18 protein-coding genes are annotated in these 14,720 nt (G+C 39.9%); all 18 read left to right on the forward strand.

Annotated features, from left to right (window positions below):
- Positions 1 to 64: 64 nt before the first annotated feature.
- The 18 genes from hutH (at position 65) to GVK91_RS11160 (ending at position 14,720) form a co-directional block, all read left to right on the forward strand.
- Positions 65 to 1,594 (forward strand): histidine ammonia-lyase, encoded by a 1,530-nt coding sequence (gene hutH / locus GVK91_RS11075; RefSeq protein WP_159728713.1) that lies wholly within the window; start codon positions 65 to 67, stop codon positions 1,592 to 1,594.
- On the forward strand, positions 1,587 to 2,702 hold the full coding sequence (locus GVK91_RS11080) for a WG repeat-containing protein (RefSeq protein WP_159728715.1): 1,116 nt from the start codon (positions 1,587 to 1,589) through the stop codon (positions 2,700 to 2,702). The genes hutH and GVK91_RS11080 overlap by 8 nt, the downstream gene beginning before the upstream one ends.
- A gap of 15 nt (positions 2,703 to 2,717) precedes the next feature.
- Positions 2,718 to 3,449, forward strand: a complete 732-nt coding sequence (fabG, locus tag GVK91_RS11085) for a 3-oxoacyl-ACP reductase FabG (RefSeq protein ID WP_159728717.1) — start codon at positions 2,718 to 2,720, stop codon at positions 3,447 to 3,449.
- A 4-nt stretch (positions 3,450 to 3,453) separates the two neighbouring features.
- On the forward strand, positions 3,454 to 4,680 hold the full coding sequence (locus GVK91_RS11090; RefSeq protein WP_159728719.1) for a beta-ketoacyl synthase: 1,227 nt from the start codon (positions 3,454 to 3,456) through the stop codon (positions 4,678 to 4,680).
- Between the two features lie 9 nt (positions 4,681 to 4,689).
- Positions 4,690 to 4,926, forward strand: a complete 237-nt coding sequence (locus tag GVK91_RS11095; protein WP_159728721.1) for an acyl carrier protein — start codon at positions 4,690 to 4,692, stop codon at positions 4,924 to 4,926.
- 14 nt (positions 4,927 to 4,940) lie between these two features.
- Positions 4,941 to 5,822 (forward strand): lipid A biosynthesis acyltransferase, encoded by an 882-nt coding sequence (locus tag GVK91_RS11100; protein ID WP_159728723.1) that lies wholly within the window; start codon positions 4,941 to 4,943, stop codon positions 5,820 to 5,822.
- A 155-nt stretch (positions 5,823 to 5,977) separates the two neighbouring features.
- On the forward strand, positions 5,978 to 6,418 hold the full coding sequence (locus tag GVK91_RS11105; RefSeq protein WP_159728725.1) for a hypothetical protein: 441 nt from the start codon (positions 5,978 to 5,980) through the stop codon (positions 6,416 to 6,418).
- Between the two features lie 2 nt (positions 6,419 to 6,420).
- Positions 6,421 to 6,870, forward strand: a complete 450-nt coding sequence (locus GVK91_RS11110) for a thioesterase family protein (protein ID WP_200845595.1) — start codon at positions 6,421 to 6,423, stop codon at positions 6,868 to 6,870.
- Complete coding sequence (locus tag GVK91_RS11115) at positions 6,867 to 8,021, forward strand: beta-ketoacyl synthase N-terminal-like domain-containing protein (protein WP_159728729.1); 1,155 nt, start codon at positions 6,867 to 6,869, stop codon at positions 8,019 to 8,021. Before GVK91_RS11110 ends, GVK91_RS11115 begins: the two co-directional genes overlap by 4 nt.
- A 2-nt stretch (positions 8,022 to 8,023) precedes the next feature.
- Positions 8,024 to 8,623 carry a 3-oxoacyl-ACP synthase gene (locus tag GVK91_RS11120; RefSeq protein WP_145328533.1) on the forward strand — a complete coding sequence of 200 codons (600 nt, stop codon included), beginning with the start codon at positions 8,024 to 8,026 and terminating at the stop codon, positions 8,621 to 8,623.
- Positions 8,624 to 8,626: 3 nt separating this feature from the next.
- The gene (locus tag GVK91_RS11125) at positions 8,627 to 8,884 is read left to right on the forward strand and encodes a phosphopantetheine-binding protein (RefSeq protein ID WP_075991965.1); all 258 of its coding nucleotides are present in this window, start codon (positions 8,627 to 8,629) and stop codon (positions 8,882 to 8,884) included.
- A 3-nt stretch (positions 8,885 to 8,887) separates the two neighbouring features.
- Positions 8,888 to 10,069 (forward strand): beta-ketoacyl-[acyl-carrier-protein] synthase family protein, encoded by a 1,182-nt coding sequence (locus GVK91_RS11130; RefSeq protein WP_159728731.1) that lies wholly within the window; start codon positions 8,888 to 8,890, stop codon positions 10,067 to 10,069.
- Positions 10,062 to 11,057: a beta-ketoacyl synthase chain length factor gene (locus tag GVK91_RS11135; RefSeq protein WP_159728734.1), complete on the forward strand. Its 996-nt coding sequence runs from the start codon at positions 10,062 to 10,064 to the stop codon at positions 11,055 to 11,057. Before GVK91_RS11130 ends, GVK91_RS11135 begins: the two co-directional genes overlap by 8 nt.
- The gene (locus GVK91_RS11140) at positions 11,051 to 11,821 is read left to right on the forward strand and encodes a polysaccharide deacetylase family protein (RefSeq protein WP_153847432.1); all 771 of its coding nucleotides are present in this window, start codon (positions 11,051 to 11,053) and stop codon (positions 11,819 to 11,821) included. The genes GVK91_RS11135 and GVK91_RS11140 overlap by 7 nt, the downstream gene beginning before the upstream one ends.
- Positions 11,811 to 12,443 (forward strand): outer membrane lipoprotein carrier protein LolA, encoded by a 633-nt coding sequence (locus GVK91_RS11145; protein WP_075991961.1) that lies wholly within the window; start codon positions 11,811 to 11,813, stop codon positions 12,441 to 12,443. The genes GVK91_RS11140 and GVK91_RS11145 overlap by 11 nt, the downstream gene beginning before the upstream one ends.
- Positions 12,424 to 13,035 (forward strand): hypothetical protein, encoded by a 612-nt coding sequence (locus tag GVK91_RS11150; RefSeq protein ID WP_159728736.1) that lies wholly within the window; start codon positions 12,424 to 12,426, stop codon positions 13,033 to 13,035. Before GVK91_RS11145 ends, GVK91_RS11150 begins: the two co-directional genes overlap by 20 nt.
- Positions 13,036 to 13,167: 132 nt before the next feature.
- A complete protein-coding gene (locus GVK91_RS11155) occupies positions 13,168 to 13,545 on the forward strand; it encodes a 3-hydroxyacyl-ACP dehydratase (RefSeq protein ID WP_159728738.1) in 378 nt (125 codons plus the stop codon).
- A gap of 2 nt (positions 13,546 to 13,547) precedes the next feature.
- Positions 13,548 to 14,720 carry a DUF2062 domain-containing protein gene (locus GVK91_RS11160; RefSeq protein ID WP_159728740.1) on the forward strand — a complete coding sequence of 391 codons (1,173 nt, stop codon included), beginning with the start codon at positions 13,548 to 13,550 and terminating at the stop codon, positions 14,718 to 14,720.

Raw genomic sequence — 14,720 nt, forward strand, 5'->3', positions numbered from 1 at the left:
TTCACAAAAAATAAAATAAAAAAAACAATTTCGAGAGTTTTTCAAAATTGCTACCCCATAAATCATGAGCTTACTCACCAACCATTTAGATTTAAAACAGTTTATCCAAATAACCTACGGAAACGAAAAATTGGATATCGATGACGATATTTGGGAAAAAGTAGATGCTAGCCACAATTTTCTTCAGAAATTTGCTGAAAACAAAGTAATTTATGGTGTCAATACCGGTTTTGGCCCCATGGCTCAATATCGGATTAAAGACGAAGACCGCACTAAACTTCAATACAACCTAATTCGCAGCCACGCCTCAGGAACAGGACGACTTCTCGATCCGCTTCAGGTAAAAAGCACGATTTTAGCACGCTTAAATACATTAACCCTCGGTTATTCAGGAGTCCATAAATCCACCATTGCTTTGATGAGAGAATTGATCAACCGCGATATTTATCCAATTATTTTTGCACACGGTGGTGTCGGTGCTAGTGGTGATCTCGTACAGCTCGCACATTTGGCGCTCGTATTAATTGGTGAGGGTGAAGTGATGTATAAAAATGAACGAATTCCAACCAAACAGGCTTTTGATGCCGAAGGCCTGGCCCCTATTCAGATTGTTCTACGTGAAGGCTTGGCACTGATCAATGGGACTTCGGTCATGACAGGGATAGGGATACTAAACTGGAACCATGCGCAAAAGGCCTTATCTTGGTCCATCAAAGCAGCCTGTGCAATCAATGAAATCGTTCAAGCTTATGACGATCATTTTTCAGAAGCGTTAAATCAAAGCAAAAAGCATCCTGGACAACAAGCTATTGCCAAAAAGATGCGCAGTCACCTTGCAAGCAGTAAGTTGATTCGAAAACGCGAGGAGCACCTATATACCGGTGAAAATCTAGAGGATATTTTCAAAGACAAAGTACAGGAATATTATTCCGTCCGTTGTGTTCCGCAAATATTAGGTCCGGTTTCGGATACCATTAACAATGTGGGCACCGTGCTTGAGCATGAACTAAATTCAGCCAACGACAATCCCATCATTGATCTAAACGATCAACATGTGTATCATGGCGGCAATTTTCATGGCGACTATATTTCACTGGAAATGGATAAACTTAAATTGGTTATGACCAAGATGACAATGCTTGCGGAAAGACAATTGAATTATCTTCTCAACAGCAAGATCAATGAGATTTTCCCGCCTTTCGTAAATTTAGGCACATTAGGGCTAAATTTTGGCATGCAGGGTGTCCAATTTACGGCAACTTCCACAACAGCGGAATCCCAAGCGCTAAGCACTTCGCTCTACATCCATAGCATTCCCAACAATAATGACAACCAAGATATTGTGAGCATGGGTACGAATGCAGCAATGTCATGCAGTCAGGTCATCGAAAATTCCTTTGAAGTGCTGGCGATAGAATTTATTACTTTAGCACAGGCAATTGACCATTTAAGTTGTCAGGAAAAGTTAGCCAAAGAAACACTATCTTGGTATACGGACCTGCGTAATTTGTTTCCGGCCTTTGCCGAGGATCAAGTGATGTATCCGATCATTAAAAAAGTAAAAGAATACTTAATCAATAAAAATCATGATTAAAAGGCTCGCATTCGGCGGATTATTTATACTATTATGCACCTTCGCATCTGCGCAACAATTGGCGCGGGTACAAGAAAAGGGACTTGTCGGATTTATCAATAAAGATGGATCGTTTCAGATTACACCTCAATTCAAAAATGCTCAAGATCAATCCGAAGGAAAGATTGCTGTTTATGATGGTAGCAGGTGGGGATTTGTAGATAAAGATGCGAATTATATTATCCAACCTCAATACGTCAATGCCAAATCCTTCAGTCAGGGAATGGCGATGGTGAAATCTGCAAGCGGTTGGCTTTACATCGACTCTCTCGGGCAGGAATTGAAGTCGATCTCTAGCAAGCGGGTTTATGAATTCAATGATGGTGTTGCTTTTTATCGTGATGCGACCAATTTAGTCGGTCTCATCAACAACAAACAAGAGGTTGTGCTTCCACCAACTTATGATGTCATCCGTCCATTTAAGGATGGCTACGCTAAAGTCGCCAAAAATAAAAAATGGGGTGTCATTGACAATCAGGGAAAAGAGGTCGTCGCTCCAAATTATGATGATATCGGCGATTTTAATGTTGGATTGGTATGGGCAAAAAAACAGAACAACTGGTTTCTCGTATCTAGTCAAAAAGAAATTGCTCTCCCCGGTATTTCAAAAATTGAAAATATTGAAAACCCCGACTTTGTCCTTGTTCAGCAAGGAAATAAAATCGGTTTTATGGCATCGGATGGCAAATGGGTGATACCTGCAACTTATGATGATGCGCGAAATTTTCAGGAAGGTCTAGCGCCCGTGAAATTAAATGGGAAATGGGGATATATTGATACTACAGGTAAAATGGTCATCCCTACTGCCTATCAGGATGCGCTTTCCTTTTCTCCCGAAGGTCTCGCTGCTGTAAAAGAAGGCAAATGGGGCTTTATCGATAGAGATGCCAAAGTTGTCATCCCCTTTCAGTATGAGATTACTGCGGCGCTAACGTTTAAGAAACAGGAGAAGGGATTTATCGATGGTTTAGCGCGAGTTAAACTCAATGGCAAATGGGGATTTATTGATACCAAAGGAAACCTTTTAGGAAACAAATGGTTTGATAATGCAGAATTATTTCAAAATTAATATACATATTGTAGGATGAAATGCGCTTTAGTTACAGGAGGATCAAGGGGAATTGGCAGGGCAATTTGTCTTAAACTGGCTCAAGAATTGGGCTATCATGTGTTGATCAACTTTCAGCATAATGAAACTGCAGCATTAGAAACACTTGCTGCTATAGAAGCAAACGGCGGTAGTGGTTCGCTCCTAAAATTCGACGTCGCAGATAAATCCGCCGTCGACAAGGCCTTATCTACCTGGGAATCGAGCCATCCCGAAGCTCAGCTTGAGGTTATCGTCAACAATGCCGGTATAGCCAAAGATGGCTTGTTTATGTGGATGCCGGCAGAAGATTGGTCCTCGGTAATCAACACAACTGTCAATGGATTCTATCATGTTACCCAATTTTTTATACAGAAACTGTTACGCCAGCGTTATGGCCGTATCATCAATATGATTTCAGTATCCGGTGTAAAAGGTACACCTGGTCAAACCAACTATTCGGCGGCCAAAGCGGCTTTGCTAGGTGCAACTAAAGCGCTGGCTCAGGAGGTTGCCAAACGGAATATCACGGTCAATGCTGTGGCACCTGGATTTATTCATAGTGACATGACTGCCGATATGGACGAAAAGGAACTAAAAAAACTGATTCCGGCCAATAGATTTGGAGAACCTGAGGAAGTCGCAGATCTCGTCACCTTTTTGGCTTCTTCAAAAGCAGGCTATATTACGGGGGAAGTAATCAATATAAATGGAGGAATTTATTCGTAAATCTATGGAGCAAAGAGTAGTGATCACGGGGATGGGAATATATTCCTGCTTGGGAACATCATTGGATGAAGTAAAAGATTCTCTGCAACAAGGGAAATCAGGGATTATCTTCGATGAAGAACGAAAAACTTTTGGATTTCGTTCCGCATTAACCGGTGCAGTTCCACAACCAAATTTAAAACATGAATTGAACCGCCGCCAGCGAATATCCATTGGCGAAGAAACGGAGTATGCATATTTGGCTACTATGGAGGCCTTAAAAAATGCAGCCATTGACGATACTTTTCTCGATGAACATGAAATTGGAATTCTCTATGGAAATGATTCGGTGTCCAAAGCCATTATTGAAGCTGTTGATATTGTACGCGAGAAAAAGGATACCAGCCTGATAGGTTCCGGAGCGATTTTTAAATCAATGAACTCCACGGTAACCATGAATCTCTCCACGATATTCCGTTTAAAAGGCATTAACATGACGATATCCGCCGCCTGTGCCTCCGGATCTCATTCATTGGGACTTGGATTCAACCTGATTAAAAGTGGCATGCAAGATATGATTATCTGTGGTGGCGCGCAAGAAATCAATAAATATGCCATGGCAAGTTTTGACGGTTTAGGTGTTTTTGGAAATGATACCCTGCCAGCTACAACAGTATCACGTCCCTTTGACAAAGATCGGTCCGGATTGGTACCTTCTGGCGGCGCCGCTACAATAATTATAGAAAGTTATGAATCCGCAGTACGTAGAGGAGCCCCTATCCTAGCGGAAATCGTAGGTTATGGATTTTCATCCAACGGGGGGCATATTTCTACACCAAATGTCGAAGGACCGGCCTTGGCCATGGAACGAGCGATTAAACAAGCTGGCGTTAAACCCTCCGATATTGCCTACATCAACGCACATGCCACATCCACCCCTGTAGGCGATACCAATGAAGCACAGGCTATTTTGCAGGTATTCGGTGAAAGCCAACCTTTTGTCAGCTCCACAAAATCTATGACAGGCCATGAATGTTGGATGGCAGGCGCCAGTGAGATCATCTATTCCAACATCATGATGTTAAATGGTTTTATGGCACCAAACATTAATTTTGAAAATCCGGACGAACATTCAGCCAAATTAAATATCGTTAAACAAACCGTATTTAAAGAATTTGACCTATATTTGTCCAATTCTTTTGGCTTTGGGGGAACTAACTCTGCATTAGTCATTAAAAAAATAAACGATTAACTTATAAAAATGATTTCTGAAAAGATTAACGAAATACTTGTTGATGAGTTTGAGGTGGATGTTGATTTAATCCAACCGAATCTAAATTTAAAAGATACATTAAATTTAGACAGTTTGGATTATGTCGATCTTGTCGTTATCATTGAGTCCAATTTTGGTATCAAATTGGTCGAGGCCGATTTCACAAACATCCAAACCTTCCAAGACTTTTATGACCTCATCAAACGCAAGACAACTCATAACTAAGTCAATGTTTGCCAATGAGTCAGTGGAAAGGACAATCGAAGGGTAGTGTCTTAGGATATCGAATTTTTGTATTCTGTATTCAAAAGCTAGGAATCCGTACAGCTTATTTGCTGCTGGTATTTGTAGCTTTTTATTATTACCTGACTTCTTGGAGTAGCAACCGGTCTATCTATTTTTACCTAAGATATCGACTAAAATATTCACTTTCTTCAACGCTCATTGGATTTTACCGGAGTTACTTTACTTTCGGTCAAATCCTGATCGATAAAACAGCCATAGCTGCGGGGATGCGCAACAGATTCAGCTATGAATTTGACGGTATTGCGATTTTAAAATCCGCCTTGGAGAAAAAAAACGGTGGTATCCTGTTATCAGCACATATTGGTAACTTTGAAATCGCCTCTTATTTCCTGGAAGACATCAATATCGAGAATCAGATTAATCTGGTTATTTCGGACCGCGAACACCAAGCCATCAAATCATACTTGGCAAAAGTATCGCGTAAATCGACCGTAAAATTCATCGTTATCCAAGAAGACCTCTCCCACGTATTTGCCATCAATGAAGCACTTACAAACAATGAACTAATTGTCTTTACAGGTGATCGTTATCTAGAAGGCACAAAAACTCTTTCGGCAGATTTACTGGGCAAAAACACACAATTCCCAGCTGGTCCATTTTTAATCGCTTCCAGGCTCAGGGTTCCTGTTATTTTTGTCTATGTTATGAAAGAACCTAAGCTCCACTATCATCTCTATGCACGCGAAGTGGAAGTGAAACACCGTGACGCTCAAGGCTTGCTACAAACCTATTGTCAGTCGCTAACCTATATGATCAGAAAATATCCAATGCAGTGGTTTAACTTCTACGATTTCTGGAAGGACTATTCCCAATAAACATCCACAGTTCTGTTTACATTATTTATCTGAAGAAACAAAAAAACAACACAGCAGAGGCGCTGTACTAAAACCGATCAAAAGCAATTTTGCGCTACTTGAAACCTATGATTTCATCTTTTAATTAGTACCTTTGGAGGAACTTTTTTAGACAAATGACAGCTGCCCCATTTCCAATAGTCGATAACATATTTTTACAGGATTTATTACCTCATCGTGCTCCGATGGTTATGATTGACTGCCTGTACGATTTCACCGAAAAGACAGTGGCAGCAGGTTTAACTGTTCAAGAAGATAATATTTTTGTGGAAGATGGTGTATTATTGGAAGCGGGTATTATTGAACACATGGCGCAATCCATTGCTTTACATACTGGCTATAGCTTTTATATCAAACAACAAACTGCACCTATAGGTTATCTCGGTACAATAAAAAGTATTTCAATAGATTCCTTCCCTCAGGTTGGAGACAAATTGCTGACCAAAGCAACGATTCTACAAGAGTTTATGGGGGTTACGCTCGTTTCCGTAGAAAGCTTTGTAGGAGATCGACAGATCGCTCAAGCTGAAATAAAAAGTGTAATAGCTTCTTCATGATTATGGCAAAAAATAAACGAACTGAACAAGTCAATCAAATTACTTGGACAAGCCCCTTACGTATACGTTTCAATGAAGTCGATTCGTTGGGGATAGTTTGGCATGGCCATTACATCAGTTATTTTGAAGATGGCCGAGAATCTTTCGGCATGGAACACAGAATGACCTATCTAGATATTCATGGCCATGGCTATACAACACCGATCGTGAAGAGTACCTGCGAACATAAACTCCCATTAAAATATGGTGACAATGCGCGTATTGAAACATCCCTATTGGATACCAAAGCAGCAAAGATTATTTATCGTTACCGCATCCTAAATGACAACAATCAGGTTGTCTGCCTAGGTGAAACGATCCAGGTATTTTTAGATTCTTCAGGAAACTTACAGTTGTATACGCCGGACTTTTTTCAGCAATGGAAAAATCGGCTTGATTTTGTCAGCAAATGAAAAAGGTGTATTTAGGCCCATACAACTGTGTATCCCCCATAGGTAATAATCTGAAAGACACCTGGAATGCCCTTATTCGCGGCAAATCAGGAATCAAGTTGACCGACTTCGCTGAATTGCATAGAGAGGTTTACGCCGCTATTGTTGAAGAAGAACAATTGGATCAGCATTTAAACAAGTTGCTGCAGGACACACAGCTCCCCTTCGATGCGGCATTCTCAAAACTAGAAAAGCTCATGATAGCCGCATTAGTACCTCTTGTCAAAGCAGTTGTTATTACACAAGAGACTGAATTAATCGTCTCAACAACCAAGGGCAATATCGCGCAATGCGCAGGCGGAGCAAACGATATTGTTGCAGCAAGCCTACCGGTACTCGCTCAAAAAATAGCCGATTTTTTTGATTTTAAACGGCCTCCGATAATCATTAGCAATGCCTGTGTATCGGGTATACAGGCCATCTCGACCGCTAAACGACTTATACAGATGGATTATTGTAAAGATGCCATTATCGTTGCTGGAGACCTGGTCAGTGAATTTGTCGTTTCAGGATTTAAGTCTTTTCAGGCCTTAAGTAACACAGTATGTAAACCCTATGACGAATTTAGACAGGGCCTAAATCTCGGCGAAGCAGCGGCAGCAATTCATGTCACGGGCCAACAATTAACAGATCAAGAATTCTTTATCGCCGGCGAGGCCTCAATCAACGACGCAAATCACATTTCAGGACCATCGCGTACAGGCGAAGGACTGAGGCTTAGCATCGCATCTGCATTGGCAGAAGCCAAATTAGAACCAAAATCTGTTGATTTTATTTGTGCACATGGAACAGCCACAATTTACAACGATGAAATGGAAGCTATGGCCATACATCATTCCGGATTAGCCACTAAACCGATCAATAGCTTAAAAGGGTACTTCGGTCATACCTTGGGAACCGCTGGGCTCATCGAGAGTATTATTTCCTTGGAATGCTTACGAAATAATGTACTACTCCCCAGTTTAGGCTATCAAAAACAAGGCACTTCATTACCTCTAGCGGTTGTCACTGAACTATTGGAACAACCCCAACCTCTTATTCGCTGCTTAAAAACAGCATCGGGATTTGCTGGTACAAATACAGCCATATTATTTGAAAGGGAGTTACGATAAGCATGGAACAACACTATCAAATCAGCAGGCATTGCCGCATCGATACACAAGGCGTATATGTTAATGGTGAACAGATTTCAGCAGCAATATCCTCAGATTTTGCTACTTTTTCAAAAGCATTTTACTATTCACTAGAAACGACTTACCCGAAGTTTTTCAAGATGGATAACCTCAGCAAATTAGCTTGGCTAGGGGCTGAATTACTATTGAAAGAGGAAAAAACAAAGAATATCGGTATTGTCTTGTCGAATAGGCACAGTAGCCTTGATACCGACTTAAAGCACCTCAATACCATCGCAGACAAGGAGCAGTACTATCCCAGTCCTGCTATATTTGTATATACTCTTCCCAATGTCTGTATGGGTGAAATTGCGATTAGGCATAACCTGCAAACGGAAAATATCTTTTTTGTTTCAGCGCAATTCGACAGTCAACTTGCAGTAAATTACTGCAATTACCTCTTAAATTCCAGCAGAGTGGAAAAGGTACTATGCGGTTGGGTCGATTATATGGAAGGAAACTATAAATTGGTTTTGTATCTTGTGGAAAAAACAGGCATTGTAGCACATAATTTAAATGTCGTAAGACAACTAACACAATAAAGAATGGAAGAGTTGAAATCGGAATTAAAAACGAAAATCATTGAAGCCTTAAACTTAGAAGAAGTCACCGTAGATGAAATTGAAGATCAGGCGCCATTATTTGGAGATGGCCTAGGACTAGACTCTATTGATGCATTGGAGCTGACTGTTTTATTGGATAAGGATTATGGTATTAAAGTCACTGATCCAAAAATCGGAAAGACTATTTTTCAATCCATTGAAACATTGGCAACCTATATTTCAGAAAATAGAACGAAATAAAACATGAAAAATGCTATTGCTGTTACTGGAATGGGCATGATTACCGCCATTGGAAATAATGTCGCGCAAAACTATCATTCTTTGCTCCAGAAACAGCATGGTATCAAACCGCTTCAACATATCTCGGGAAAACATCAACATCACACGCTTGTTGGTGAAGTGTCGTTAACGAACGAAGCATTAATTGAAAAATTAGGTACTGAAGTACCCCACTATTGTTCCCGAACCAGCCTACTTGCCGCAATTGCTGCAAAAGAAGCCATGTCTCAGGCTGGTATTACAGCAGCAGCTGATATGCCAATTGTTCTGGGGACTTCCGTTGCAGGAATGGATATTTTTGAACAGCATTTCCCGCATTTACAACAGACCGGCACACTCATACAACGCCGGGATGTTGGGGATTCAAGTGCCATATTGGCCAAAATATTGGGCAGCAATGGTTATGTGACGGCTATTAGTACAGCATGTTCCTCGGCAGCTAATGCCATAGGCTTTGGGGCTCGACTTTTGCGCTCGGGACGTGCAGATCGGGTTTTAGTAGGCGGATCGGATGCGCTATCAAAATTTACAATCAATGGATTTGACAGCTTAATGCTCCTGTCCGACCAACTTAATCGCCCCTTTGACAGCAATAGAAAGGGGTTAAACTTGGGTGAAGGTGCAGGTTTTTTAGTACTTGAATCTACAAGATCCTTAAAAAACACAAAGAAGCCCATATTAGGTTACCTGAACGCTTTCAGCAACGCCAATGATGCCTTTCATCAAACCTCAACTTCAGATAACGGTGAAGGTGCTTATCTCGCTATGCAAGAGGCTCTAAAAATGGCAGAGTTGATACCTAGCGAAATTGATTACATCAATGCGCACGGAACGGCGACCGAAAATAATGATCGAACAGAAGCAACAGCGATACAGCGATTATTTAACGATACGATACCACCCTTTAGTTCAACCAAATCATATACTGGACACACATTGGGAGCTTCAGCTGGTATTGAGGCAATATATGCACTACTCGCCATTCAGCATCAACTGGCCTTTGCTAATTTAAGATTTGAAAATATCATGGAACAGCCTGCGTTGCCGCCGCTCGCTGAACACCAGCGTATGTATATCCGGCATGTACTCAGCAATTCCTTTGGATTTGGTGGCAATTGTTCAAGCTTAATTTTTTCGCATGCATAAAGTATATATTAATGCCGCAAGCATATGCGTTAACAACCTTAGCCTACCAAATAGTCCAGAAAATTGGATCAAGGTTGATCTACCTAAAATAGACAGTAAGATCCTATCGCCCAACAGTGCAAGGCGAATGTCCAAAGCTGTAAAAATGGGAATTATATGTGCTATGGAAGCACTGCAACAGATTGATCACAGTGAGCTGGACGGTATCCTCGTTGGAAGTGGAAAAGGCTGTCTAATAGACTCCGATAAATTCTTACAGTCCATTGTTGTTCAACAAGAAGAGTTTTTATCACCGACTGCATTTATCCAGTCGACGCACAATACCGTTGCCGGTCAAATTGCCCTTTTGATCAAAAATACAGGTTATAATATGACCTATTCACAGGGCCGTGTATCATTTGAATCGACTGTATTTGATGCCTACCTACAACTTGTGCTGAACGAACGGAAAACTTTATTGGTCGGTGCCGTTGACGAACTTTCAGACATCAGTATCGACATCAGCGAGACCATAGCCAATACAACAGATCAACCGACAACAACAGGAATCCCGCAGACGGAAGGTGCCGGTTTCTTTATTTTCTCCAATCAAAAGAATCAACATACCCTTGGCGAATTGGTTGACATGGTAATTTATCATCCAACAGAAGAGCTACGGCCAGAAACTCAACTAGCTACATTTCTAAAAAAAAACAAGCTATCTCCCGAGCAGCTTGACTTGGTCATTTATGGTTCGGCAAAGCCGGAAACCCCATCGGAAATGGAGGCTGAGGCCTTCGACGAGTTAGCTAAAATAAATTATCAATCGCAGGTAGGATACTTTGACACAGATATTGTATTTGCATTCGATTTGGCTTTAAAGCAATTGGATAATCAAACCTTTCGATCGATGGAGAGTCCAACTGAAAATAAGACTGGTGTTTTTCAACATGTACTGATTTGTAATTTTGGAGACCAAAACAGTCTAATGCTGTTATCGAGATGCTAAATTTTAAAAACACAACATACGTGAGTCTTGCCCTTTTTCTGATGACGGTATTCATCTGGAAAAACGATCAACTGTATTCTCCTTTGATTATTGTGCTGATTCTGTATGTTGGAATAGTTTCCTGGGGAGCATTTGATCTCCGCCTAAATTTCTTTATGCAATCGACAACAAGCGTAAGAAAAAATGTGCGGCAAGTTGCGATCACTTTTGATGACGGTCCTACGCCTTTTACCTTGGAAATATTAGACTTACTGGATCAATATCAAGCAAAAGCCAGCTTTTTTTGTATTGGCACACAGGTAGTCAAGTATCCCATGATAGCGAAGCAAATTATTGAAAGGGGCCATGTCATTGCCAATCATAGCATGAATCATCCCAATAAGATGGGGTTTCTGCCAAGCGGACAAGTTGTTGCAGAGATAAATGAAGCTAATCATGCCATTGAAACAGCAACAGGAAAAAAAGTATTGCTTTACAGGCCTCCATTTGGTGTCAGCAATCCACATATTGCAAAAGCATTGCACGATTGCAAGTTGAAATCCATTGGTTGGAACATCCGCTCCTTGGATACTTTAAGTCTAACTGAAGATCAGATTTTTGCACGCATTGCAAAAAAACTAAGTCCCGGCAGTATCATTCTCTTACATGATACATCGGAGAAAACAGTACATATCGTTAAAAGTTTATTAATAGCATTAAAGGTTAACAAATTAGAAGCCGTAAATTTAGAAGATTTCTTAAATCAAAAAGTATATGAAAACTAAGCTCATTCTACTCCTTGTTTCTGTATTTCACATTGCGCTGACCAAAGCACAAGAAACAGCTATGTCAAGCGCTGAAATAACTAGTTTTAAACAAACCGTTGTAGCGGAAGCACAAAAAATAAAAACCTTAAAAACAGATTTTGTCCAATATAAGCACTTGGATTTTCTTTCTAAAGAGATTACCTCCAGTGGATCCATGTTATTGAAAAACCCAAACAAGCTGCTTTGGAAATACAATACACCGATCCAATATGGTATTCTTTTTAAAGACAATAAAGTATTGGTAAATGATCAAGGTAAAAAAAATAAGGTCGACCTTGGCAACAATAAAAAGTTCGAGAAAATCAATAAAATGATTATTGGCAGCATCAGTGGAGATCTTTTTGCTGCCGACGACTTTACGATCACCTTTCACAAAAATCGAAATCAACGCATTGCGAAGCTTTCACCTAAAACAAAAGAGCTATCGGCTTATATTCAAACGATCGTATTGTATTTTAATGATCAACAATCTACAGTTTCGGAAGTCCAGTTGATAGAACCCTCTAAAGATTATACAAAAATAGTTTTCAAAAACAAGCAGATCAACCAACCAATCAGCGATGCGTTATTCAGTTTTTAGTCTGTTACTTTTAGTTCTTCTGACAGGATGTAAGGTTTACTACCCAAATGGTAAACAAAACTATGGTGCAATCGACACTCTTGTTCAAAACCCCTATTTTGCCAGGTTAAATGAAGAGCGCTTATATCGGGCTACAATTCGCTTTTATGGAAAAGAGATGACAGGAATGTTTGTCGCCAAAAGAATCAGTCAGGACGATCATCGTATTGTACTTACCTCTGATCTGGGGAATACCTTATTTGATATAACGATTTCCAAAGACCAACATTTGGTCAATTATGTCATGCAAGATCTCGACAGAAAGATAATCCTTCACACCTTAGTGAGGGATTTTAGAGCTTTAACACAAACAACTTATAGACCTGATTATCAAAACTCAATAACCAATCAATTTTTAAGTATCTATAACGGCAAACGATATTTTCTTAAGATAGATGACCAAGGCACCTTAACCAAAATCGAAATGGCATCCAAGTACAAAACAGCTTTTGAAATTCAATTCAAACCAGATTCTCTGGGGAAACTTGACAGCTTTAATATAAAACATCATGGTATCAAGCTTAAAATGGATTTTGTAAATATTCCATTTTAAGCGACATGATACATAAGACTATATATAAAAAATAAACAAAGCCGTATTTCCGCTATATTAAGTTCTTCAATTACTTTTATTATGCTATGCTATTATATTGCATATAAAAGGTAATTTATCTAAGTTTGAAACATGGTTTTAACAGACTTTTATACGATACACAATAGTCAGGTACGTGAAGATGGGAAATATTTAATTGAGATAGGTATTCATCCCGATCATCCGATTTTTAACGGGCATTTTCCGGGGCGACCAGTAACACCAGGTGTATGTATGTTACAGATCATGAAAAATATAACCGAAGATTTACTGCAGGCAAAACTCCGAATGCGGTCTGCCAAAAACATTCGTTTTTATGCCATTATAGATCCTTCCGTTCATCCCATCCTGACATTGGAATTGGCGGTTCAAGAAACCGAAACCATACAGATCAAGGCCAATTGTTCTTTCGATGATACCCTTGCACTTAAAATGGAACTCAATTTTTGCCGCACTTATCCTGTTGTATAACCATGATCAATTCGCCAAGCTTCAGCCAATCTGTTATTCCTACAGCTGTATGTGTACTTATCCCCACCTACAACAATGCTAAAACGCTAAAAAGAGTTTTAGATGGGGTTTTGGCCTATACCACACAGATTATTGTAGTCAATGATGGTTCGACGGATGCAACAGCAAAGATTTTAGCAAATTACCCTTCCATTACGGTGCTGCACCTGGAAAAGAATTCAGGTAAGGGCAAAGCTTTACGAATAGGGTTTGATACGGCAAGAAAACAGGGATTTCAGTATGCAATCACCATCGATTCGGATGGGCAACATTTTCCCGATGACATTCCAACTTTTATAGACGCACTCAACCAAAGTGACGGAAATATTTTATTGATTGGTGAGCGCCAAATGGATCAAGCCGGCATACCAAAAAAAAGCAGTTTCGGTAATAAGTTTTCCAATTTTTGGTTTTGGTTTGAAACAGGGACAAAACTTGCTGACACGCAATCAGGATACAGACTTTACCCTCTTGACCGCATACCTAAAAAACTATATACCAACAAATTCGAGCTAGAAATTGAAGTAATTGTACGCTCAGCATGGAAAGACATTGCCGTGAAGAATGTACCGATCAAGATACTTTACGATCCGATAGAGCGAGTTTCGCATTTTAGACCATTTAAGGACTTCACACGAATTAGCATCCTTAACACCTTCTTAGTTTTGATTAGTCTACTCTATATATTTCCAAGAGACGCTTTTCGAAGTTTCAAAAAAAAAAGCTTTAAGGATTTTCTAAAAGAAGATATTCTAGGAACACACGATTCGGATTTTATTAAATCCATTTCGATTGCATTGGGTGTGTTTATTGGGATTGCCCCCTTGTGGGGATTTCAGTCTTTTTTATCAATTTTTCTCGCCTCTGTCTTTAGGCTTAATAAAGGTCTTTGTTTTGCCTTTTCAAATGTCAGTATCCCCCCTATGATCCCATTGATTATTTGGGGATCGATACAAACAGGAAAGTTATTTATATCCAGTGCTAAACCTTTGTTGGATTATAGCCACATCGATTTTCAAGCTATATCCGAACATTTTTTACAATATGTACTGGGTAGTCTCGCTTTGGCTTTAGTGGCTGCAGTCCTGTTTGGACTTTCCTCTTTTACACTATTGCGGTTTAATCAACGACGTTAA

Source organism: Sphingobacterium sp. 18053 (assembly GCF_902706145.1).
Taxonomy (GTDB): Bacteria; Bacteroidota; Bacteroidia; order Sphingobacteriales; family Sphingobacteriaceae; genus Sphingobacterium; species Sphingobacterium paramultivorum.

Bases quoted from the DNA above. Each gene is read 5' to 3' on its own strand.
- hutH (WP_159728713.1), top strand. From the start codon at position 65: ATGAGCTTACTCACCAACCATTTAGATTTAAAACAGTTTATCCAAATA.
- GVK91_RS11080 (WP_159728715.1), top strand. From the start codon at position 1,587: ATGATTAAAAGGCTCGCATTCGGCGGATTATTTATACTATTATGCACC.
- fabG (WP_159728717.1), top strand. From the start codon at position 2,718: ATGAAATGCGCTTTAGTTACAGGAGGATCAAGGGGAATTGGCAGGGCA.
- GVK91_RS11090 (WP_159728719.1), top strand. From the start codon at position 3,454: ATGGAGCAAAGAGTAGTGATCACGGGGATGGGAATATATTCCTGCTTG.
- GVK91_RS11095 (WP_159728721.1), top strand. From the start codon at position 4,690: ATGATTTCTGAAAAGATTAACGAAATACTTGTTGATGAGTTTGAGGTG.
- GVK91_RS11100 (WP_159728723.1), top strand. From the start codon at position 4,941: ATGAGTCAGTGGAAAGGACAATCGAAGGGTAGTGTCTTAGGATATCGA.
- GVK91_RS11105 (WP_159728725.1), top strand. From the start codon at position 5,978: ATGACAGCTGCCCCATTTCCAATAGTCGATAACATATTTTTACAGGAT.
- GVK91_RS11110 (WP_200845595.1), top strand. From the start codon at position 6,421: ATGGCAAAAAATAAACGAACTGAACAAGTCAATCAAATTACTTGGACA.
- GVK91_RS11115 (WP_159728729.1), top strand. From the start codon at position 6,867: ATGAAAAAGGTGTATTTAGGCCCATACAACTGTGTATCCCCCATAGGT.
- GVK91_RS11120 (WP_145328533.1), top strand. From the start codon at position 8,024: ATGGAACAACACTATCAAATCAGCAGGCATTGCCGCATCGATACACAA.
- GVK91_RS11125 (WP_075991965.1), top strand. From the start codon at position 8,627: ATGGAAGAGTTGAAATCGGAATTAAAAACGAAAATCATTGAAGCCTTA.
- GVK91_RS11130 (WP_159728731.1), top strand. From the start codon at position 8,888: ATGAAAAATGCTATTGCTGTTACTGGAATGGGCATGATTACCGCCATT.
- GVK91_RS11135 (WP_159728734.1), top strand. From the start codon at position 10,062: ATGCATAAAGTATATATTAATGCCGCAAGCATATGCGTTAACAACCTT.
- GVK91_RS11140 (WP_153847432.1), top strand. From the start codon at position 11,051: ATGCTAAATTTTAAAAACACAACATACGTGAGTCTTGCCCTTTTTCTG.
- GVK91_RS11145 (WP_075991961.1), top strand. From the start codon at position 11,811: ATGAAAACTAAGCTCATTCTACTCCTTGTTTCTGTATTTCACATTGCG.
- GVK91_RS11150 (WP_159728736.1), top strand. From the start codon at position 12,424: ATGCGTTATTCAGTTTTTAGTCTGTTACTTTTAGTTCTTCTGACAGGA.
- GVK91_RS11155 (WP_159728738.1), top strand. From the start codon at position 13,168: ATGGTTTTAACAGACTTTTATACGATACACAATAGTCAGGTACGTGAA.
- GVK91_RS11160 (WP_159728740.1), top strand. From the start codon at position 13,548: ATGATCAATTCGCCAAGCTTCAGCCAATCTGTTATTCCTACAGCTGTA.